We start from the raw sequence: 19,835 nt of genomic DNA, 5'->3' as shown, positions 1-19,835 counted from the left end.
CGCATTGGCGAGGCCTTTTATGTGAGCTTCAATCGGTTCAACTCTGCGGCCTCATCCCTTGAGAAAGTCCGAACATGAACAACAACAGATCATGATCGGGTTTGGTCGCCACGGAAGCTTTTGCCACCCGCGGGACAGCGCAGTGAGCATCGTCTACAGACGCGCCAACCACCTGCATGCGGGGCTGCTCCCAGGCAGCCACCGCCAGTGAAGCAACTGCCAAGGCCCCAACCAAAAACAAACCTCGTGCAATTTCGAGTTTCATCGCTATAAACCTTTGATAGCGCTGCCAAACGCCGTCTCATAAAAGTAGACGAGCTTCTTCCAGTCCGCGTCGCTGAACGACGAATGGCGACGCAATTGCTTCATGTCATGGGAAGCTGCGCGATGAGCGGTCAGACGCTGGCGGCATTTCTCCAGATCGATCAAGGCCACTTCGACCTTGACTGACTGACCTTCACCGGTCACCCGTACGAAAACGTGCTTGATATAAATGCAGCTGTGCTGCCAGCGCCCCCTGTGCATGCGTGCCAGGTTCAACGCGAGATCTTGGAGGACCCGCTCGTAAACAGCTTCGCCATACTGTGCGCGGCCGCCGCCGGCCTCCCAATGTTCGAGCTCCTGAAAACCGTCCAGCGATTTGGTCACCAGCAGAGCACGCCATTTGTGCTGCGGATCAGGCTGGGCACCGCAAAAAACGATTTCCGGCACCCGTACGCCGAGGCGGCTTACGCCAGTCAGCGCGTCCAGTTCACGCAGTACCGTTGGCCGCCCGAAGGGGTGCAACCAGCTGCGGTAGATATGTCCGGTCTGGCGCTTGGCATACAGCAGTTGACCATCGCGCCCCACAACCCGCTGAACACCACTTTCGCCGCCACGGCGCACATTGGGTTCTTCCACACACTCGCCGCGTTGGTTCCAGTAGTAGTCGAAGCGTTCCTGGGGAGCGACTTCATTTTCTGCCGCAAATTCAACCGCCATCCTGTTACCTCTTGCGTAATACGTAAACCCGCCACATGGCATAGAGCGGAATAAAGTCCAGTTGTTCCTGGATACGAAAACCTGCCGCTTCGAATTCCTTCTCAACGGTAGCTGCCGGCAACACAAATCGATTCTGGTAACCTTCCTGGCCACGCTTCTGCTCGGCGCGCTTGCGTTTCCACGCCTTGAAGTTGCCATCCACCCACAGCGAAATAATGACGCTGTCGCGAGTGACGCGTTCAAACTCACGCAGAATGGCCCGGCGATGCTCGGCTTCACCGATGTGATGAAGCAGGCGCATGCAGAAAATGCTGTCGACGGCGTTATCCGGCAAGGCAATGTCGAACGCGGAGGTGTGCAAGGGTTGTACCCGCTTCACCACGTCAGCTGGTTGCGCCTGCATCGCGGTCTTGATCATCGACTCGGAGTTGTCCGCACCAATAATCACCCGATTGGGCTTTTCCGCCAGCAATGGCCAGAAGCGTCCGGCACCGCAGGGCAAATCCAGTACCAGGCCGGGCTCGCCCGCCAGCGTCAGCGCCTTGCGGGCCAACTGTTCGTCACGCCAATGGGACAACCGACGACCGAGACCGTCCTGGTGCTTGCGCAAATATTTTTGCGCGTGGGTGTCATCATACTTTTCGGAAAAATCGAGTTTGATCGGACCGGCCATCACCAGGACTCCTGAATTGCTGATGTCACCACCTTAAGTAACGGCGTGTCATCTTCAGGTCATCCAGTTGTGAAAATTTCGTCCGGTAAACCAGCAAAGTATTTCAGAGTTATACAGGATTTAGACAGGTTGACGGGAGTAGCATCGAGCCACTATCTGCGTCAGATTTTCCCCAGATCTACCTCGAAGCGGCAGCCATTGGGCTCCATCGTGCTCAGGCTGACATTCCAGCCCTGGTTTTCGCAGATGCGCTGTACCAGCGACAATCCCAGCCCCAAGCCTTCACCGCGCTTCTCGCTACCACGCACGAACGGCTCGAACATCGCCTCGCGTTTCTCCTCCGGAATGCCCACGCCGGAGTCCTCGACCCTGAATCCGTTGGCAGTGAGCGTCAGGCGGATAAAACCGTGTTCGGTGTAATGGCAGGCATTACGCAGCAGGTTGCCCATCACCGCCGTCAGCAAAGTGGCGTTGTAGCGCGTGTCCGGCGGGTGACCGGGTTCGAATTGCAACGTCAGCCCTTTGCTTTCGATCGGCTCACGCCATACGCACAGCAAGCTGTCAGCCACTTGGGCAAGATTCTGTTGCGGTGCCGACTCGGCGTCCTCGCGTTGAGCCCGGGCAAGCATCAGGAAGGTCTGCACCAGTTCGCGCATTTCCTCACTGGCGCGAGCAATGCGTTCTACCTGGGAGCGACCGCGCTGATCGATCGCCGGGTTCTCCAGCAGCAACTCGCAAGAGCTGGCCAGCACCATCAGCGGTGTGCGCAATTCGTGGCTGACATCGCTGGTGAACAGCCGCTCGCGGGTCAGCGCCTGGCGCAAGCGGCCTAGCGTGGCGTCGAACGCTACCGCAAGTTCGCCGACCTCGTCAGCCGCGTAGTCCGGCGCCAACGGGGGCGCCAGCCCCAGCAACTGATCGCGGTGGCGAACCTGACGCGCCAGACGTACGACCGGCGCCATCACTTTGCGCGCGAGCACCCAGCCGAGGAACACCGCCAAGGCCAGGCTGAGCACGAAGCCCACCAGCACCACGGCAAACAGCACACGCTCACGTTCTTCAAAATCACTTTGGTCCTGCAGCAGGACGTAGCGCCGACCATCGACGACTTCAACCATCGCGTGGTACGACAGCTGCTCGCGGAACACTTCGTGGAAACCCGCGTCGAGATGGCGCAGATCCTTGGGCAGCTCGAAATCGCCCGGCCCGCCGCTGAAATAGAACAACTGGTCCGGCTCGGGGCGATGGCTCCAGTCCGAGACGTTGTCCATCAGCAACAGGCGCTGCAAATCGCCGCCCAGCCCCGCTGAAATCAATTTCTCCTCTACCAGATGCACCGTCGCGACAATGCCCATGGCGAACGCGCCGGCCACCAGTGCGCTCATCAGCGCAAAAGCAATGATGATCCGCTGGGAAAGGCTTTGCTTAAACTCCATCACGGCCCTCGGCCAAGCGGTAACCCACGCCGTGCACGGTGTGCAGCAATGGCTTGGCGAACGGTTTGTCGATCACCTGACGCAATTGGTGGACATGGCTGCGCAGGCTGTCGCTGTCCGGACAGTCATCGCCCCATAGCGCTTCTTCGAGAATTTCCCGGCGCAGCACGTGTGGGCTCTTTTGCATCAACACTGCCAGCAGCTTCAGGCCGACCGGGTTGAGTTTGAGGAACTTGCCTTCACGCGTCACTTCCAGGGTGTCGAGGTCATAGCTCAGATCAGCGACTTGCAACGTGCGGCGCCCGCCGCCCTGGGTTCGGCGCATCACCGCCTCGACGCGCGCGGCCAGTTCGGACAAGGCGAACGGTTTGACCAGGTAATCGTCCGCGCCGGACTTGAAGCCCTGCAAGCGGTCGTCGAGTTGATCGCGCGCGGTGAGCATGATCACCGGGGTGTCGCGCCGGGCGTCTTCGCGCAAGCGCTTGCACAGCGTGTAGCCATCAATACCGGGCAGCATGATGTCGAGGACGATCAGGTCGTAATGCTCGGTGGCCGCCAGATGCAGGCCTGACAGACCGTCCTGGGCGCAATCGACGGTGTAGCCCTTGAGACCCAGGTAATCGGCCAGATTGGCCAGGATATCGCGGTTGTCTTCAACCAATAAAATTCGCATGGGCACCTCTTCCGTACACAGTAACGGCCGTCATGGCCCGCGCAGCTTACGGCCAAGTGTGGCTCAGGGCTAGGCGTGTGTCGGGTTGTTTATCAATAAAGATGTGGATTGCGCCAGCCAACGTTTTTTTCACTTTCGGTTAACAAATCAGCAACGCCATCACACGCAGACTCCGCGCAATTGCGCTCATCGAACCCACTTAACGCCCAAGGAATTGCCATGGTGTCGACCTCTGCCCGCCCCGTTTCAAGGCCGCTGAATTTCTGGTTGTGCCTGGGCATTCCCGCCTTCGCCGCGTTCATTCTGGTGCTGCTGGAGTTGACCGATCTGGACATGGATCTGGCCCGGCTGTTTTACGACCCTATCGCGGGCGACTTCATTGGCCGGCACAGTTTCTTCCTTGAAGACATCCTTCACGACCGCGCAAAAGAGGTGGTGATCGCGTTCTCGGTGTTTGCGGTTCTCGGCTTCATCGGTTCGTTTTTCATCGGCCGGCTGCAACCGTTCAAGCGTGAACTGGGCTGCCTGGTGCTGTCGCTGGCGCTGGCCACTTCGTTCGTGACCCCGGTAAAAGCAATGACTGCCGTGCAGTGTCCGTGGAGCCTGGAACAATTCGGCGGCCACGAAACCTACAGCAAACTGCTGGACCATCGCCCACCTACCGACAAGCCCGGCCGTTGCTGGCCTGGTGGCCATGCGGCGACGGGGTTCACCTTGTTTGCGTTGTTCTTTGTGCTGCGAGATCGGCGTCCACGTCTGGCCAGGCAGGCGTTCATCTTTGCCTTTGCGTTGGGCTCGGTGTTTTCGATCAGCCGCATGATGCAGGGCGCGCACTTCTTTTCGCACAACGTGTGGACGGCGATTTTCTGCTGGCTGATTTGTCTGGGCTCGTATTACTGGGTGCTGTATCGCCCGGCGGCAAGGGCTGAAGCGGCGGTGAAGGCACAACCGGTCAGCGTCTGAAACACAGATCCAAATGTGGGAGCGAGCCTGCTCGCGAATGCGGTGTGTTATTCAGCATTCATGTTGACTGATTCGACGCCTTCGCGAGCAGGCTCGCTCCCACAGGGTTTGGTGCGAAGCTGAAATTCGGGCAATAAAAAACCCCGCTGGCTTTCGCCAGCGGGGTTTTTGCGTTACGGGGGTAAGGCTGGCTTACATCATGCCGCCCATGCCACCCATGCCGCCCATGTCTGGCATGCCACCACCAGCGCCACCGTCTTTCTTCGGTGCGTCGGCAATGGCCGCTTCGGTGGTCAGGATCAGACCGCCGATCGACGATGCAGCTTGCAGAGCCGAGCGGGTCACCTTGGTTGGGTCCAGGATGCCCATTTCGATCATGTCGCCGTACTCGCCAGTCGCAGCGTTGTAACCGAAGTTACCTTTGCCGTTCTTGACTTCGTTGACCACAACGCTTGGCTCGTCACCGCTGTTGGCAGCGATCTGACGCATCGGTGCTTCAACAGCACGACGCAGAACAGCGATACCGACGTCCTGATCAGCGTTTTCGCCTTTCAGGTCGAGGATGGCTTCCAGAGCACGGATCAGCGCAACGCCACCACCAGGTACCACGCCTTCTTCAACGGCTGCGCGGGTTGCGTGCAGGGCGTCTTCAACGCGGGCTTTCTTCTCTTTCATTTCAACTTCGGAACCCGCGCCAACCTTGATCACTGCAACGCCGCCGGACAGCTTGGCCAGACGCTCTTGCAGTTTTTCACGGTCGTAATCGGACGAAGTTTCGCCAACCTGAGCACGGATCTGAGCGATACGCGCCTGGATGTCGGCTTCTACGCCAGCACCGTCAACGATGATGGTGTTTTCCTTGGAGATGGTCACGCGCTTGGCGCTGCCCAGGTTTTCCAGGGTGGCGCTTTCCAGGCTCAGGCCGATCTCTTCGGAGATAACGGTACCGCCGGTCAGAACGGCGATGTCCTGCAGCATGGCCTTGCGACGGTCGCCGAAGCCTGGAGCCTTGACGGCTGCAACCTTGACGATGCCACGCATGTTGTTCACGACCAGAGTCGCCAGGGCTTCGCCTTCAACGTCTTCCGATACGATCAGCAGTGGACGGCCGGCTTTGGCAACGGCTTCCAGTACTGGCAGCATTTCGCGGATGTTGGAGATCTTTTTGTCGACCAGCAGGATCAGCGGGCTGTCCAGCTCGGCAACCATGGTTTCCGGCTTGTTGACGAAGTACGGGGACAGGTAGCCACGGTCGAACTGCATGCCTTCTACAACCGACAGTTCGTTTTCCAGGCCAGTGCCTTCTTCAACGGTGATCACGCCTTCTTTACCGACTTTTTCCATGGCTTCGGCAATGATGTCGCCGATGGAGCTGTCGGAGTTGGCCGAGATGGTGCCGACCTGAGCGATGGCCTTGGTGTCAGCGCATGGCTTGGACAGGTTTTTCAGCTCTTTGACAATGGCGATGGTCGCCTTGTCGATGCCGCGCTTGAGGTCCATCGGGTTCATGCCGGCAGCGACGGCTTTCAGGCCTTCGTTGACGATCGACTGAGCCAGAACGGTCGCGGTGGTAGTACCGTCACCGGCGTCATCGTTGGCACGGGAGGCAACGTCTTTGACCAGCTGCGCGCCCATGTTTTCGAAACGGTCTTCGAGTTCGATTTCTTTGGCGACGGAAACGCCGTCCTTGGTGATGGTCGGAGCGCCGAAGCTCTTCTCGATGATCACGTTACGGCCTTTCGGGCCCAGGGTCGCTTTTACTGCGTCAGCCAGGACGTTTACACCGGTGAGCATTTTTTTGCGGGCGGAATCGCCGAATTTAACTTCTTTAGCAGCCATGATCGATATTCCTTAAATACTTTGTAGTAGCGGGAAAATGAGCGGGAAATCAGCCTTCCAGTACAGCGAGAATCTCGTTCTCAGCCATTACCAGCAGGTCTTCGCCGTCGACTTTCACAGTGTTGCTGCCGGAGTAAGGACCGAACACAACCTTGTCGCCGACTTTAACGGCCAGCGCACGCACTTCACCGTTTTCCAGAGTCTTGCCTGGGCCTGCAGCGACGATCACACCGTGGTTGGCTTTTTCAGCAGCCGAACCTGGCAGGACGATACCGCCAGCGGTTTTCTTTTCTTCTTCGCTGCGACGGATAACGACGCGGTCATGCAGAGGACGAAGCTTCATTGTCGATCTCTCCTAATTGTGGTTTTCATCGGCCGGTGTAGTCCCGGCGGGTTTAACAAATCCGGCCTGCGCCGGTTGCGATTCGTCGAGCGAACCGCGGAAGTCTGTCCGACTCGAATGTCGGAAACCTTTCGGTGACCGTTACATAGGGGCGCATAAGCTTATTACAAGGGCGGGGCTAAAAATTTTTCGCGAATACTCTTCACAAAAACAGCCCATAAACGAGCACGGCACCCGAAGGTGCCGTGTCGATATACAGGTTACTTGGTGTCGCGGTGTTCGAACTCACCTTCGATCACATCACCCTCTCGGCCGATAGGCTGGCGCGGTGCTGGACCGCCGCGAGGTTGCAGGTCGTCGGCGAACGCACGCTGGCGCATGGCCTGATCTTCGGCACGCTGGCGCATTTTATTGGCCAGCAGACGCCGGGTGAATGGCAGCAGCATCACCAGACCCACCACGTCGCTGATGAAGCCCGGCAGGATCAACAGACCACCGGCCAGTGCCAGCATCAGGCCTTCGAGCATGGTTTGCGCGGGCAGTTCGCCGCGGTTCAGGCTTTCACGGGCACGCAGGGCCGTGGCCAGACCGGCGACGCGCAGCACGAACACACCGAACATCGAGCCGAGAATGATCAGCAGCAGGGCCGGAAAAAACCCGATAGCCCCTGCCACTTTGACGAATACGAACAGCTCCAGCACCGGAAACAGCAGAAAGAGCAACAAAAAAGGGCGCATCAAAGATTCCTCAACGCAAGAAATGCCTTGCAGTAAGCCTTAGATGACGTCGCCCTTTCGTGAATTCAAGCGTCGGCCACTGCATTTTTTGGCCAAACCTCTGCGTGAGCCAGAGAAACCAAGGCTTCGCGCACTTGTATCGGCGTATGACATGGTGCTTGAAACGGTAACCAGTACAACGCCTGACCGATGCGCAGGTGCATGCCTTCGGTGTCGATCCCGGCCAGTTGCGCCGGCACGGTTTTCGGCAGACCGGCCAGTTCTACGTAGTGCGCGATGGCTTTGGCGTGGTCGCTGTTCATGTGTTCGACCATGCTGATTTCAGCCTTGCCGGCGAACGGATTGGCCAAGGTCAGTTGGTCGATCCAATGAATGGCGCCGAAACCGCCGATGTAGCGATGGCGCACCGGATTGAGCACCCAGAAATCGAAGTCATGGGCCTTGTGGTAGTTCTGGGAGTCCGGGAAGTAGCGGTAGTAACGCTCGGCGGCCGCTTCGATGGCGGCGGGGTCTTGGAGCTTTTGCGCCTCAGCCAGATAGGTCAGGCGACCAACGGCCTGCACGTCATCGGCTTCGCGCTCACCCACCAGCATCGAACACTTCGGGTCTTTCTGCAGGTTGTGGGTGTGCTGGGCGATGCGGCTGATCAGGATCAACGGCCGGCCCTGCTCGTCCAGGCAATAAGGCACGACTGAGCCAAAGGGAAAACCGGGCATCGACTTGGAGTGGGTCGACAGCACTCCCCGGTATTCCTTGAGAAGCAATTCTCGGGCATTCTTCGCCACTTCAACGCTCAATTTATGACTCCTTAAATAGAATCCGTCGAAAAAACGGACAGGTGCCCGGGATAAGTTCCGGCCACCATCGGGGCATTTCTCATGTGCAGCCAGACCACGTCGGGCGCAGATTGAGAGGCTCTCTTAAGGGAAAACCACTCTGACCTGCTATCGGGGCATGCGCATGCAACTCAACGACAAAGTAATCATTATCACTGGCGGTTGCCAGGGTTTGGGCCGCTCGATGGCCGAGTATTTCGCCGGCAAAGGCGCGAAGCTGGCGCTGGTCGATCTTAACCAGGAAAAACTCGACGACGCAGTGGCTACCTGCAAAGCCAAGGGTGTCGAGGCGCGCAGTTATCTGTGCAACGTCGCCAATGAAGAGCAGGTCGAGCACATGGTTGCCCAGGTCGCCGAAGATTTCGGCGCGATCCATGGTTTGATCAATAACGCCGGGATCCTGCGCGATGGGCTGCTGCTCAAGGTCAAGGACGGCGAAATGACCAAGATGAGCCTGGCCCAGTGGCAAGCAGTGATCGACGTCAACCTGACCGGCGTGTTCCTGTGCACCCGTGAAGTGGCAGCAAAAATGGTCGAGCTGAAGAACAGCGGTGCGATCATCAACATCTCGTCGATCTCGCGTGCGGGCAACGTTGGCCAGACCAACTACTCCGCCGCCAAGGCTGGCGTAGCGGCGGCCACCGTGACCTGGGCCAAGGAGCTGGCGCGCTATGGCATTCGCGTGGCGGGTATTGCCCCGGGCTTCATCGAAACCGAAATGACCCTGGGCATGAAGCCCGAAGCGCTGGAGAAAATGACCGCGGGGATTCCGCTCAAGCGTATGGGCAAGCCTGAAGAAATCGCCCATTCAGCGGCGTATATCTTCGAGAACGACTACTACACCGGGCGGATTCTGGAGATGGATGGCGGGTTGCGGATCTAAGTCTCACCACACAAAACAATGTGGGAGCGAGCCTGCTCGCGAATGCGGTGTGTCATTCAACCCATTGGTTGTCTGATCCACCGCATTCGCGAGCAGGCTCGCTCCCACAGTTTTGTCTTGCGCTTTACAGATAGTTTTCAATCGTCGCTGATGGTGATGTTCGGCATCGCCGGCGTTGCCGCTTCCTGCAACACAATCCGCGCGCCAACGTGGCGGGCCAGTTCCTGATAGACCATGGCAATCTGGCTGTCCGGCTCGGCGATCACCGTCGGCTTGCCGCCATCGGCCTGTTCGCGGATCAGCATCGATAACGGCAGCGAAGCCAGCAGTTCGACGCCGTATTGAGTCGCCAGCTTCTCACCACCGCCCTCACCGAACAGATGCTCGGCATGGCCGCAGTTCGAGCAGATGTGTACGGCCATGTTTTCCACCACGCCCAGCACCGGAATGTTGACCTTGCGGAACATTTCCACGCCTTTGCGCGCGTCAAGCAGAGCCAGATCCTGCGGTGTGGTGACGATGACCGCACCGGCCACCGGGACTTTCTGCGCCAGGGTCAGCTGGATATCGCCAGTGCCTGGCGGCATGTCGATCACCAGATAATCCAGATCACCCCAAGCAGTTTGCGTGACCAGTTGCAGCAACGCACCGGAGACCATCGGCCCACGCCAGACCATCGGCGTGTTGTCGTCGGTCAGGAAGGCCATCGACATGACTTCGACGCCGTGGGCCTTGAGCGGTACGAACCATTTCTGATCCTTGATTTCAGGGCGGGTGCGCTCGGGGATGCCGAACATGATGCCCTGGCTCGGGCCGTAGATATCGGCGTCGAGAATGCCGACCTTGGCGCCTTCGCGGGCCAGGGCCAGCGCAAGGTTGGCCGCGGTGGTCGATTTACCGACACCGCCCTTGCCCGACGCCACGGCGACCACGTTCTTGACGTTGGCCAGCCCCGGAATCTGCGCCTGGGCCTTGTGCGCGGCGATCACGCTGTTGACCTCAACCTTGGCGATAACCACACCGTCGATGTTTTCGATGGCCAATTGCAGCAGTTGCGCCCAGCCGCTCTTGAACAGACCGGCGGCGTAACCGATTTCCAGCTGAACATTGACGCGGTCACCGACGATCTCGATGTTTTTCACGCAACCGGCGCTGACCGGGTCCTGGTTCAGGTAAGGGTCGGTGTATTGGCTGAGGACGGCTTCCACCGCTGCGCGAGTGACGGCACTCATGGGCAACTCCGATAACAAGACTGGGAAAAGATGGCGAGTATCGTACCTGAAAAGATCGCAGCCTTCGGCAGCGCCTACAGCAGATCGGCATACATCTGCAGGCGCTGCCGAAGGCCGCGATCTTTTCTGTCTGCTCATCCAATGAAACAGGTGCACAGGGTGAAAAATATGCGCCAGCGCTTTATAGTGGCCGACCTCCGTTTCATCAAGTAGCGAAGCCCCACATGTCCGAACCACGCAAGATCCTCGTCACCAGCGCCCTGCCCTACGCCAACGGTTCGATCCACCTTGGCCATATGCTGGAATATATCCAGACCGATATGTGGGTGCGCTTCCAGAAGCATCGCGGCAATCAATGCATCTATGTCTGCGCCGACGACGCCCACGGTTCGGCGATCATGCTGCGCGCGGAAAAGGAAGGCATCACCCCGGAACAACTGATCGCCAACGTGCAGGCTGAACACAGCGCCGACTTTGCCGAGTTCCTGGTTGATTTCGACAACTTCCACTCCACTCACGCCGAAGAAAACCGTGAGCTGTCGAGCCAGATCTACCTCAAGCTGCGTGACGCCGGGCACATTGCCCAGCGCTCGATCACCCAGTATTTCGACCCGGAAAAGAAAATGTTCCTGGCCGACCGCTTCATCAAGGGCACCTGCCCGAAATGCGGCACCGAAGACCAGTACGGCGACAACTGCGAAAAATGCGGTGCGACCTACGCACCAACCGACCTGAAGGATCCGAAGTCGGCCATCTCCGGCGCCACCCCGGTGCTCAAGGATTCCCAGCACTTCTTCTTCAAGCTCCCGGACTTCCAGGAAATGCTGCAGGCATGGACCCGCAGCGGCACCCTGCAAGACGCCGTAGCCAACAAGATCGCCGAGTGGCTGGACGCTGGCTTGCAGCAGTGGGACATCTCCCGCGATGCGCCATACTTCGGCTTCGAGATCCCGGGCGAGCCGGGCAAGTATTTCTACGTGTGGCTGGATGCGCCGATCGGTTACATGGCCAGCTTCAAGAACCTTTGCGACCGCACGCCTGCGCTGGATTTCGACGCGTTCTGGGGCAAGGATTCCACCGCCGAGCTGTACCACTTCATCGGCAAGGACATCGTCAACTTCCACGCCCTGTTCTGGCCGGCGATGCTCGAAGGCGCCGGTTTCCGCAAGCCGACCGGGATCAACGTGCACGGTTACCTGACCGTCAACGGGCAAAAAATGTCCAAGTCTCGCGGCACGTTCATCAAGGCCCGTACTTACCTGGATCACCTGTCACCGGAATACCTGCGTTACTACTACGCGGCCAAGCTGGGCCGTGGCGTCGATGACCTCGACCTGAACCTCGAAGACTTCGTGCAGAAGGTCAACTCCGACCTGGTCGGCAAAGTGGTCAACATCGCCAGCCGTTGCGCCGGCTTCATTCAGAAAGGCAACGCCGGTCTGTTGATCGACAACAATGCCGCGCCAGAGCTGACTGAAGCATTCCTGGCCGCAGCGCCAAGCATTGCCGACGCCTATGAAGCCCGCGATTTTGCCCGTGCCATGCGTGAAACCATGGCCCTGGCCGACCGCGCCAACGCGTGGATCGCCGACAAGGCGCCATGGTCGTTGAACAAGCAGGAAGGCAAGCAGGATGAAGTCCAGGCGATCTGCGCCACCGGCATCAACCTGTTCCGCCAACTGGTGATCTTCCTCAAACCGGTGCTGCCGCTGCTGGCCGCCGATGCAGAGGCGTTCCTCAACGTCGCGCCGCTGACCTGGAACGACCACACCACCCTGCTGGCCAACCATCAGCTCAATGAATTCAAGCCGCTGATGACCCGCATCGACCCGGTAAAAGTACAAGCCATGAGCGACGCCTCCAAAGAAGACCTGACCGCCAGCCAGACCGACACCGGTGCCGCTGCCCCTGCTGGCAACGGTGAACTGGCCAAGGATCCGCTGTCGGCGGAAATCGACTTCGACACCTTTGCTGCCGTCGACCTGCGCGTCGCGCTGATCGTCAAGGCTGAACACGTGGAAGGCGCCGACAAACTTCTGCGCCTGACCCTGGACATCGGTGACGAGCAACGCAACGTGTTCTCCGGGATCAAGAGCGCCTACCCGGATCCGTCCAAACTCGACGGTCGCCTGACCATGATGATCGCCAACCTCAAGCCACGGAAAATGAAGTTCGGCATCTCCGAAGGCATGGTGATGGCGGCCGGCCCCGGCGGTAAAGAAATCTACCTGTTGAGCCCGGACAGCGGCGCCAAGCCCGGTCAACGCATCAAGTAAGACTGTTCAGTAAATCGATCCCACCGACGTGCCCCGCATGCCGGTGGGATTTTTCATATCTGGCCCACCCTCCATGGCGGCCGGATAATGCCTAACCTTATGAGACATCCGCCCGTTTCACCGGCAGAACAATGACCGAACTCGTGCTTACGCTTTTCAGTGCTGCGCTGCTCAACAACTTCGTGTTGCACTGGCCGCTGGGTGTCGATCCGCTGCTGGCAGGCAATCGCCGCCAAGTGCATGCGCTGGGTCTGGCGACGTTGTGCCTGATGGCGGTGGTCGGCGTGCTCAGTTACGCCGCCTGGCACTGGCTGTTGGTGCCGCTGCAACTTGAAGCCCTGCGCCTGTTCGTGTTTCTGCCGCTGAGCGTGCTGCTGATCGCGCCGATCCTGAAATGGCTGGCGCGCGGACTGCCCGACTGGCCATTCGATGGATTGTGGCCGTTACTGCTGAGCAATGCCGGCGTGCTCGGCCTGGCGCTGATCAATGCGCAGAACGATCAGGGCCTGTTGCAGGCGACAGCGCTGAGTTTCGGTGCCGGGCTGGGTTTCTGGCTGGTGCTGAGCCTGTTCAGTGATTTGCGCGAACGCAGCGCCGACAACGATATTCCCCTGCCCTTTCGCGGATTGCCGATCGATCTGATCAGCGCCGGACTGATGGCAGTGATTTTTCTCGGATTCAGTGGACTGATCAAAACATGAGTCTGATTCAACGCATCGATGCCCTGCTGCCGCAGACCCAATGCGGCAAGTGCGGCCACCCCGGATGCAAACCCTACGCGCAAGGCATCGTTGACGGCGAGCCGATCAACAAATGCCCGCCGGGCGGCGACGAAACGGTCGCGGCGCTGGCCGAACTGTTGAAAGTGCCGGTGCTGGAACTGGACGTCAGTCGCGGCACGGCACCGCCGCAAGTGGCGTACATCCGCGAAGCCGAATGCATCGGTTGCACCAAGTGCATTCAGGCCTGCCCGATCGACGCGATCGTTGGCGCCGCCAAACTGATGCACACGGTGATCATCGACGAATGCACCGGTTGCGATCTGTGCGTGGCGCCGTGCCCGGTGGACTGCATCGAAATGCATCCACTGCCGCTCGGCACGCTGCCAGTGGTCGGTGGCCTCGCCTTCAGCCTCGAAGACCAACGCGCCCGCGCCGCCAAACGCGATCATGCACGCCAGCGCTTCGAGCGACGCAACGCCCGCCTGCAACGGGAGGAACAGCAGAAACAGGCTGAGCGCGAGGCGCGGGCGAAAAAAACCGTGCAAGCCGAAGTCACGGCCACCGACCCGGTGCAAGCTGCCCTTGAACGCGTGCGCGCGCAGAAAATCGCCACCGCTGACGCCGCGCTGAAAAAAGCCAAGATCGACGTGGCGATGAGCCGCGCGCAATTGCACAAATCGCTGAAAGCCTTCGGCCATCCGCCGACGTTTGAGCAACAGTCGCAACTGATCGTTTTGCAGCAACAATTCGAAGCGGCTGAACAGGCGTTGGCGAACCTTGAAAGCACCGCACCTGCCGTTCCGCTCGCGTCAGCACCAGCCCCGGCGAAGGACGCTGATCTGAAGCGGGCGAAAATCCAGCTGGCCATGCGCCGCGCCGAACTGAAAAAGGTCCAGACCGCCGAAGCGCCGACGGAGCAGATCGCCACACTGGAACAAGCCCTGCGTGACGCAGAGCAAGCTCTGCACGCCGCCGAATCCTCAAGCGATCAGCCCGCGCCGGACCTCGTGCGCGTGGAAAAGCGCCCTATCGACAGCCAACTGCGCCAGTTGAAAACCGAATTGGCCTACGCCCGCGCCGACCTGAGCAAACTCGAACGTAGCGGCGACACGCCAAGCGAAATTCTCGACAAGGCCCGCGCCCGCCTGCAAGACGCCGAGCGCCAGGTGCAAGACCATGTCGCCCCTTGAGACACCTGACGAGCGCCTGCAACAGGCGATGAAAATGGTGTTGCTCGCCATGCTGCCGGGCTTATTGGCGTTGTTCTGGTTTTTCGGTTGGGGCGTGTTGATCAACCTGATCCTCGCCGTCAGCACCGCATTGATCGTCGAGGCAGGCATCACACGCTTGCGTCGACAACCCTTGTTGCCAACGCTGAGCGACGGCAGTGCACTGGTCAGCGCGACACTGCTGGCCGCCGCCCTGCCGCCTTATTGCCCGTGGTGGCTGACAGTGACCGCGATGGCCTCGGGCCTGTTGTTTGGCAAACACCTTTACGGCGGCGTTGGCAAAAACCCGTTCAACCCGGCCATGCTCGGTTTTGCCATGGCCATCGTCATGTTCCCGCAACCCATGACCCACTGGCCGGCCCACGGCATGGCGCTGCTCGATGCCGTGCAGCAGGTGTTCAACCCAGGTCAGGCGCCGGACGCCTGGGTTCAGGCAACCGCGCTGGACAGCCTGCGCATCAATAAAAGCCTGACCATCGACGAACTCTTCGCCGCCAACCCGGCGTTCGGGCGATTCGGCGGGCGTGGTGCGGAGTGGGTGAACCTGGCGTTTCTCGTCGGTGGTCTGTTTCTGCTGCAACGGCGGGTGTTCGCCTGGCACGCGCCGGTCGGCATGCTCGCCAGCCTGTTTGTGGTCAGCTTGCTGTTCTGGAATGGCTCTGGCTCCGATTCTCACGGCTCGCCACTGTTTCATCTGCTGAGCGGGGCGACCATGCTCGGCGCGTTTTTCATCATCACTGAACCGATATCCGGCGCAAAAAGCGCACTCGCTCGCCTGTTGTTTGGCGTCGGAGTCGGGGTGCTGACTTATCTGATCCGCACCTGGGGCGGTTACCCGGACGGTGTCGCGTTTGCCGTACTGCTGATGAATCTCTGCGTGCCGGCACTGGAGCGCTTTGCCGCTGGCCGCCCGGCCCAGGTGCGCCCATGAACCGCACGACCAACGCACTCACCCTGCTGCTGTTGGCCGTGCTCGGCATCGGTACGACGTATCTGGTACAACACAGCAATGCGCCGCAGATTGCCGCCGGGCAACGGCTGCTCGACAGTCGCAAACTGCTCGATGTCCTCGCGCCCGAGACTTACGACAACCAACCGCTGGCACAGCCGCTGGCATTGGCCGACACGGCCTTGAGCCATAGCAACCTGAGCGGCGGCTATCGCGCGACCAAGGCGGGGCGAACGATTGCAGTGCTACTGCGTAGCCAGACCGAAGGCTATGCCGGCAGCATTGAACTGCTGATCGCGATTGATGCCAACGGAAAAATGCTCGGAGTGAAAACCCTCAAACAATCAGAAACCCCGGCGCTCGGCGGGCATCTGGGCGATTGGCCGAATACCTGGCTCCAGGCATTTACCGGCAAATCGAGCAACGAGCCGACGGCTTCAGGTTGGGCGTTGAAAAAGGATCAAGGGCAATTTGATCAACTAGCCGGGGCGACCATCACGTCTCGCGCGGCGGTCAATGCGATCCATGATGCCCTGCGCTACTTCGACGAACATCGTGCAGTACTGCTGGGGAGCGAACAATGAACCGGACAACGCACCCGGCGAACGCATTGATGCTCGCGCTGGTGCTGGGCACGACCGGTTCGCTGGCTGGCGCGTCGGGAGCAGTCTTGATGTTTGCCAGTGTCGTGGTGGCTTACGGCCTGTGCATGCCCCCCTGCGGCAGCGTCTGACGGGAGCAAGTGCAGGGCTGGCCAGCGTTCTGCTCGCGGCGACCTTGACCAGTTGTGCCGAGATTTTCGCGCAACGCTGGATGTTGCCATGGCATCAGGCTTTCGGGCTCTATGCCGGTCTGATTGCCTTGCAGTGTGTGGTGCTGGAACACAATGGATTCTTCAGCCAGACGCTGCCTCGTCGTCTCAAGCTCGGCCTTGTGTTTGGTGGATTGATGTTGATACTCGCCGCGCTGCGTGAACTCGCAGGCCGGGGCAGCCTCGGTCGAGGACTTTTCGAACACGGGCAAGGACTTGTTTTATTCAGTGAGGGCCTGCATCTGGTCACTCTGGTTCCCGGCGCCTTCATCGTCCTGGGTCTGCTGCTCGCGGCCCGTCAGGCGTGGACTCGCACGAACTCAATTTCCAAGGAAACGCATCGCCCATGAATGCCGCAAAACGTCTTGAGATCTTTCGCCGACTGCATGAAGACAATCCGGAGCCGAAAACCGAGCTGGCTTATTCCTCGCCGTTCGAACTGCTGATCGCCGTGATTCTGTCGGCGCAGTCGACTGATGTCGGCGTCAACAAGGCGACGGCGAAGTTGTTCCCGATGGCCAATACCCCTGCGGCGATCCATGCGTTGGGTGTCGAAGGTCTGTCCGAATACATCAAGACCATCGGGCTCTACAACAGCAAGGCCAAGAACGTCATCGAGACCTGCCGTTTGCTGGTCGAACGACATGGCGGTGAGGTGCCGCAGACCCGCGAGGAGCTCGAAGCCCTGCCCGGCGTAGGCCGAAAAACCGCGAACGTGGTGCTCAATACGGCGTTCCGTCAACTGACCATGGCCGTCGACACGCATATTTTCCGCGTCAGCAACCGCACTGGCATTGCGCCCGGCAAAAACGTGGTTGAGGTAGAAAACAAGCTGATGAAGTTTGTCCCCAAGCAATTTCTGCTCGACTCCCACCATTGGCTGATTCTTCACGGACGTTATGTGTGTCTGGCGCGCAAGCCACGCTGTGGTAGCTGTCGGATCGAAGACTTGTGCGAGTACAAGGCCAAAACGTCGGACGATTGACCCGCTATTGGATTTATTAACTGATCGATTGAAAAAATCTTTTTTACCCGTCGCTGCATTACCGATATAAGGAGCGCCAAAGGCAGTATTAGCCGGGAGTCAACCTTGTATGAGTACTGACAAAGAAACACTGGATGTAGAAGACGACTTCGTTGCCGCAGAGCCTGATGCCGAACCGGTGGTCGAAGTCGCTAAAACCAATCTAAACAAGCGCCGCACTATCGATAACATGCTTGAGGAGCGCCGACTGCAAAAGCAATTGGCCGATTACGATTTTGATCTCTGATACTTGAAAGCCTCCCGAAACGGAGGCTTTTCACTTTCTGCGGCTAGCTGGTTTGATCGGCCCATGACCCCATCAGCGCAAAACCAGCTCAGACCAGACCATTACGTTGCGCCAACTCGATCAGGTCCACCAGAGAGCGTGCATTGAGTTTGAGTAACAAACGGGTTTTATAGGTGCTGACCGTCTTGTTGCTGAGAAACATGCCATCGGCAATTTCCTTGTTGGTCTTTCCCCGGGCCAATTGCTGCAAGACCATCATTTCACGCCCGGAAAGACGGTCCACCATATCCGCTTCGCTGGCATTGCCCAGACTGGTACGTACGGTATGCAGGGCCTGATTGGGAAAATAACTGTAGCCGGACAGTACCGCCTTGATGGCGCTGAGCAGCTCGGTCAAATCCTGTTGTTTGCACACATATCCCGCCGCCCCGGACTGCATGCAGCGCATTGAAAAATGACCCGGTGCCTGAGACGTCAGCACCAGAACCTTCATCGGCATCGCGGTCGACGCCAAACGCGCAATAACTTCCAGACCATCAAGTTTCGGTATTCCAATATCCAGAATGACAATATCCGGCATTTGTTCGCGAGCCAGTTGTAACGCATCCACGCCATTATCCGTTTCTGCAATAACTTCGTAGCCATGACGTTCCATCAGCATACGCACAGCAAGACGAATGACGGGGTGATCATCCACGATCAGCACTTTATTCATGGGCAAGTCCAGTTTCGCTGTTCGAATTTTTAGAACAGGCACAATAGCCGACTCAACTGATCGATGGCATGCCAAGGTTAGCGAGCACTTGCAGCGAGAGACATTCCCTACAAGCATTGAGGATTATTCCCACAAAAAACCGACCACCACCAAACACAGACTGCCTTCAGACCCCGGCGATCGGTTTAATCCCTGCGCGATTTTGTGACTATATGCAACCTCTTCAATAGGCGCTTGCGCAACGCTCCTACGGCCATAAACGCTCTAAATCCGGGTCAGACGCTGTTACTTGCTGGCGATATCCACAATAACATTCCGCTGTTATTCGACAAAAACAAACCCGCTCACACACTAAATCCCAACAATGATCAAACATTGATCTGGCAGCACTTATATTAACTGCCAAGACCTTGTTACGAAGCCCATAGCGTTAGTTACCTACAATACTTAAAAAGCACACCTGCCCATTTTTAGAAGCAGTAAACCCATGAGAAAAAATATATTGAAGATACCCAAAAAAATCACTAACCCAATGACCATCATTGCCATCTTCGCACTCATCTCGGAAACCTCGGCCGCCATCTCGCTGCCCTTCCTGGATGGTGAGGATCGGCAAACTTATTTATGGTTTCTGATCAGCTTTCCGTTCTACTTGTTGTTTCTTTTCTTTCTCACCCTTAACTTTAATTACCGTTCACTCTACTCGCCTTCTGATTTCAGCGATGACAAGGCGTTCCTGAAAAACCTCGAAAAAAAGGACCGTGACAATAAGCGCAACTGTGCAGTGCAAGAGTCGCTCTTGCGACCCGTTACGGGTGTCTCGATCTCCGTCCTGTTCTGTGAAGAGGCATCGGCACCGAGCAAGAACTCACAACGTACCGATAACACTTCAGACCCACCGTCAAACCGGAATAAGTTGTTTGTACGACACAACATTCAACTGTCTGGATCAACCTCCAATCTGGACATCATTGATGCGCGCCAGATGGGTACGCAAACCGATTTCGCCACCGTTCTGGAAAAAATCCGACAGAGCAACAAGCAACACTCTCGACTTATCGTATTTCTTTCCAATGACGTGTCGGATTTTTTACTCAAGGAAAACATACTGCGGAACAATAAACATTCGAAGAAAAGCGCAAATTTGACGTTTTGTATTATTTACAACACCAGCTCGCAGAACGTCTGCGTATTGGAAAGTTTTTGACCAACGAACAGGTATAAAAGCGCGAGCGGCTGAGAAGGGACGGCTATCAGAAGCCGCAA

21 protein-coding genes and 1 pseudogene are annotated in these 19,835 nt (G+C 58.2%); 11 read left to right on the top strand and 11 right to left on the bottom strand.

Annotated features, from left to right (window positions below):
- Positions 1–37: 37 nt before the first annotated feature.
- From ATI02_RS01230 to colR, 5 genes are all read right to left on the bottom strand, one after another.
- A complete protein-coding gene (locus ATI02_RS01230; protein WP_034153490.1) occupies positions 38–265 on the bottom strand; it encodes a hypothetical protein in 228 nt (75 codons plus the stop codon).
- 2 nt (positions 266–267) lie between these two features.
- Positions 268–981, bottom strand: coding sequence for a lipopolysaccharide kinase InaA family protein (locus ATI02_RS01225; RefSeq protein ID WP_100845218.1), 714 nt, complete (start codon positions 979–981; stop codon positions 268–270).
- 4 nt (positions 982–985) lie between these two features.
- On the bottom strand, positions 986–1,654 hold the full coding sequence (locus ATI02_RS01220) for a class I SAM-dependent methyltransferase (protein WP_095190433.1): 669 nt from the start codon (positions 1,652–1,654) through the stop codon (positions 986–988).
- A gap of 161 nt (positions 1,655–1,815) precedes the next feature.
- A complete protein-coding gene (locus ATI02_RS01215) occupies positions 1,816–3,090 on the bottom strand; it encodes a sensor histidine kinase (RefSeq protein ID WP_095190434.1) in 1,275 nt (424 codons plus the stop codon).
- Positions 3,080–3,763 carry a two-component system response regulator ColR gene (gene colR, locus ATI02_RS01210; protein ID WP_095190435.1) on the bottom strand — a complete coding sequence of 228 codons (684 nt, stop codon included), beginning with the start codon at positions 3,761–3,763 and terminating at the stop codon, positions 3,080–3,082. Before colR ends, ATI02_RS01215 begins: the two co-directional genes overlap by 11 nt.
- A gap of 219 nt (positions 3,764–3,982) precedes the next feature.
- Between colR and ATI02_RS01205 the strand changes: the two genes are divergently transcribed.
- The gene (locus tag ATI02_RS01205) at positions 3,983–4,726 is read left to right on the top strand and encodes a phosphatase PAP2 family protein (RefSeq protein WP_100845217.1); all 744 of its coding nucleotides are present in this window, start codon (positions 3,983–3,985) and stop codon (positions 4,724–4,726) included.
- 192 nt (positions 4,727–4,918) lie between these two features.
- On the opposite strand, the gene groL is transcribed toward ATI02_RS01205, so the two are convergent.
- The 4 genes from groL to ATI02_RS01185 form a co-directional block, all read right to left on the bottom strand.
- Complete coding sequence (gene groL, locus ATI02_RS01200) at positions 4,919–6,565, bottom strand: chaperonin GroEL (protein WP_100845216.1); 1,647 nt, start codon at positions 6,563–6,565, stop codon at positions 4,919–4,921.
- 49 nt (positions 6,566–6,614) lie between these two features.
- Complete coding sequence (locus tag ATI02_RS01195; protein ID WP_003227685.1) at positions 6,615–6,908, bottom strand: co-chaperone GroES; 294 nt, start codon at positions 6,906–6,908, stop codon at positions 6,615–6,617.
- 260 nt (positions 6,909–7,168) lie between these two features.
- Positions 7,169–7,645, bottom strand: coding sequence for an FxsA family protein (locus ATI02_RS01190; protein WP_100845215.1), 477 nt, complete (start codon positions 7,643–7,645; stop codon positions 7,169–7,171).
- Positions 7,646–7,710: 65 nt separating this feature from the next.
- Positions 7,711–8,442, bottom strand: a complete 732-nt coding sequence (locus tag ATI02_RS01185; protein WP_095190439.1) for a HugZ family pyridoxamine 5'-phosphate oxidase — start codon at positions 8,440–8,442, stop codon at positions 7,711–7,713.
- Between the two features lie 163 nt (positions 8,443–8,605).
- On the opposite strand from ATI02_RS01185, the gene ATI02_RS01180 reads away from it, so the two are divergent.
- Positions 8,606–9,364, top strand: a complete 759-nt coding sequence (locus tag ATI02_RS01180; RefSeq protein WP_100848413.1) for an SDR family oxidoreductase — start codon at positions 8,606–8,608, stop codon at positions 9,362–9,364.
- Between the two features lie 137 nt (positions 9,365–9,501).
- Here ATI02_RS01180 and apbC read toward each other — a convergent pair whose 3' ends face one another.
- A complete protein-coding gene (gene apbC, locus ATI02_RS01175) occupies positions 9,502–10,596 on the bottom strand; it encodes an iron-sulfur cluster carrier protein ApbC (protein WP_095190440.1) in 1,095 nt (364 codons plus the stop codon).
- A gap of 224 nt (positions 10,597–10,820) precedes the next feature.
- Here apbC and metG point away from each other — a divergent pair, with 224 nt between their 5' ends.
- The 8 genes and pseudogenes from metG to ATI02_RS32230 all read left to right on the top strand — a co-directional run bounded on the left by metG (position 10,821) and on the right by ATI02_RS32230 (position 17,854).
- Positions 10,821–12,872 (top strand): methionine--tRNA ligase, encoded by a 2,052-nt coding sequence (gene metG, locus ATI02_RS01165; RefSeq protein WP_100845213.1) that lies wholly within the window; start codon positions 10,821–10,823, stop codon positions 12,870–12,872.
- Positions 12,873–13,003: 131 nt separating this feature from the next.
- Positions 13,004–13,573: an electron transport complex protein RnfA gene (locus ATI02_RS01160; protein ID WP_100845212.1), complete on the top strand. Its 570-nt coding sequence runs from the start codon at positions 13,004–13,006 to the stop codon at positions 13,571–13,573.
- Positions 13,570–14,784 (top strand): electron transport complex subunit RsxB, encoded by a 1,215-nt coding sequence (rsxB, locus tag ATI02_RS01155; protein WP_100845211.1) that lies wholly within the window; start codon positions 13,570–13,572, stop codon positions 14,782–14,784. The genes ATI02_RS01160 and rsxB overlap by 4 nt, the downstream gene beginning before the upstream one ends.
- Complete coding sequence (locus ATI02_RS01150) at positions 14,771–15,754, top strand: RnfABCDGE type electron transport complex subunit D (protein WP_100845210.1); 984 nt, start codon at positions 14,771–14,773, stop codon at positions 15,752–15,754. Before rsxB ends, ATI02_RS01150 begins: the two co-directional genes overlap by 14 nt.
- A complete protein-coding gene (locus tag ATI02_RS01145; protein WP_100845209.1) occupies positions 15,751–16,356 on the top strand; it encodes an RnfABCDGE type electron transport complex subunit G in 606 nt (201 codons plus the stop codon). Before ATI02_RS01150 ends, ATI02_RS01145 begins: the two co-directional genes overlap by 4 nt.
- A pseudogene (locus ATI02_RS01140) lies at positions 16,353–16,933 on the top strand (Rnf-Nqr domain containing protein). The gene ATI02_RS01145 and the pseudogene ATI02_RS01140 overlap by 4 nt, the downstream one beginning before the upstream one ends.
- Positions 16,930–17,568 carry an endonuclease III gene (nth, locus tag ATI02_RS01135; protein WP_095190447.1) on the top strand — a complete coding sequence of 213 codons (639 nt, stop codon included), beginning with the start codon at positions 16,930–16,932 and terminating at the stop codon, positions 17,566–17,568. Before ATI02_RS01140 ends, nth begins: the two are co-directional and overlap by 4 nt.
- A 109-nt stretch (positions 17,569–17,677) precedes the next feature.
- On the top strand, positions 17,678–17,854 hold the full coding sequence (locus tag ATI02_RS32230) for a PA3496 family putative envelope integrity protein (protein WP_167394862.1): 177 nt from the start codon (positions 17,678–17,680) through the stop codon (positions 17,852–17,854).
- 88 nt (positions 17,855–17,942) lie between these two features.
- Here the strand turns inward: ATI02_RS32230 and ATI02_RS01130 are convergent, their stop codons facing one another.
- Positions 17,943–18,569 (bottom strand): response regulator transcription factor, encoded by a 627-nt coding sequence (locus tag ATI02_RS01130; RefSeq protein WP_064391960.1) that lies wholly within the window; start codon positions 18,567–18,569, stop codon positions 17,943–17,945.
- A gap of 499 nt (positions 18,570–19,068) precedes the next feature.
- On the opposite strand from ATI02_RS01130, the gene ATI02_RS01125 reads away from it, so the two are divergent.
- Positions 19,069–19,776 carry a hypothetical protein gene (locus ATI02_RS01125; protein ID WP_095190487.1) on the top strand — a complete coding sequence of 236 codons (708 nt, stop codon included), beginning with the start codon at positions 19,069–19,071 and terminating at the stop codon, positions 19,774–19,776.
- The last annotated feature ends 59 nt before the right edge of the window (positions 19,777–19,835 follow it).

It is taken from the genome of Pseudomonas baetica (assembly GCF_002813455.1).
Taxonomy (GTDB): domain Bacteria; phylum Pseudomonadota; class Gammaproteobacteria; order Pseudomonadales; family Pseudomonadaceae; genus Aquipseudomonas; species Aquipseudomonas baetica.
Note: the sequence above shows the minus strand (reverse complement) of the source record. Positions and strands in the feature narration are given on the sequence as shown.

Excerpts from the sequence above, each read along its gene's own strand:
- ATI02_RS01230 (WP_034153490.1), bottom strand. The coding sequence starts at position 265 with ATGAAACTCGAAATTGCACGAGGTTTGTTTTTGGTTGGGGCCTTGGCA.
- ATI02_RS01225 (WP_100845218.1), bottom strand. The coding sequence starts at position 981 with ATGGCGGTTGAATTTGCGGCAGAAAATGAAGTCGCTCCCCAGGAACGC.
- ATI02_RS01220 (WP_095190433.1), bottom strand. The coding sequence starts at position 1,654 with ATGGCCGGTCCGATCAAACTCGATTTTTCCGAAAAGTATGATGACACC.
- ATI02_RS01215 (WP_095190434.1), bottom strand. The coding sequence starts at position 3,090 with ATGGAGTTTAAGCAAAGCCTTTCCCAGCGGATCATCATTGCTTTTGCG.
- colR (WP_095190435.1), bottom strand. The coding sequence starts at position 3,763 with ATGCGAATTTTATTGGTTGAAGACAACCGCGATATCCTGGCCAATCTG.
- ATI02_RS01205 (WP_100845217.1), top strand. The coding sequence starts at position 3,983 with ATGGTGTCGACCTCTGCCCGCCCCGTTTCAAGGCCGCTGAATTTCTGG.
- groL (WP_100845216.1), bottom strand. The coding sequence starts at position 6,565 with ATGGCTGCTAAAGAAGTTAAATTCGGCGATTCCGCCCGCAAAAAAATG.
- ATI02_RS01195 (WP_003227685.1), bottom strand. The coding sequence starts at position 6,908 with ATGAAGCTTCGTCCTCTGCATGACCGCGTCGTTATCCGTCGCAGCGAA.
- ATI02_RS01190 (WP_100845215.1), bottom strand. The coding sequence starts at position 7,645 with ATGCGCCCTTTTTTGTTGCTCTTTCTGCTGTTTCCGGTGCTGGAGCTG.
- ATI02_RS01180 (WP_100848413.1), top strand. The coding sequence starts at position 8,606 with ATGCAACTCAACGACAAAGTAATCATTATCACTGGCGGTTGCCAGGGT.
- apbC (WP_095190440.1), bottom strand. The coding sequence starts at position 10,596 with ATGAGTGCCGTCACTCGCGCAGCGGTGGAAGCCGTCCTCAGCCAATAC.
- metG (WP_100845213.1), top strand. The coding sequence starts at position 10,821 with ATGTCCGAACCACGCAAGATCCTCGTCACCAGCGCCCTGCCCTACGCC.
- ATI02_RS01160 (WP_100845212.1), top strand. The coding sequence starts at position 13,004 with ATGACCGAACTCGTGCTTACGCTTTTCAGTGCTGCGCTGCTCAACAAC.
- rsxB (WP_100845211.1), top strand. The coding sequence starts at position 13,570 with ATGAGTCTGATTCAACGCATCGATGCCCTGCTGCCGCAGACCCAATGC.
- ATI02_RS01150 (WP_100845210.1), top strand. The coding sequence starts at position 14,771 with ATGTCGCCCCTTGAGACACCTGACGAGCGCCTGCAACAGGCGATGAAA.
- ATI02_RS01145 (WP_100845209.1), top strand. The coding sequence starts at position 15,751 with ATGAACCGCACGACCAACGCACTCACCCTGCTGCTGTTGGCCGTGCTC.
- nth (WP_095190447.1), top strand. The coding sequence starts at position 16,930 with ATGAATGCCGCAAAACGTCTTGAGATCTTTCGCCGACTGCATGAAGAC.
- ATI02_RS32230 (WP_167394862.1), top strand. The coding sequence starts at position 17,678 with ATGAGTACTGACAAAGAAACACTGGATGTAGAAGACGACTTCGTTGCC.
- ATI02_RS01130 (WP_064391960.1), bottom strand. The coding sequence starts at position 18,569 with ATGAATAAAGTGCTGATCGTGGATGATCACCCCGTCATTCGTCTTGCT.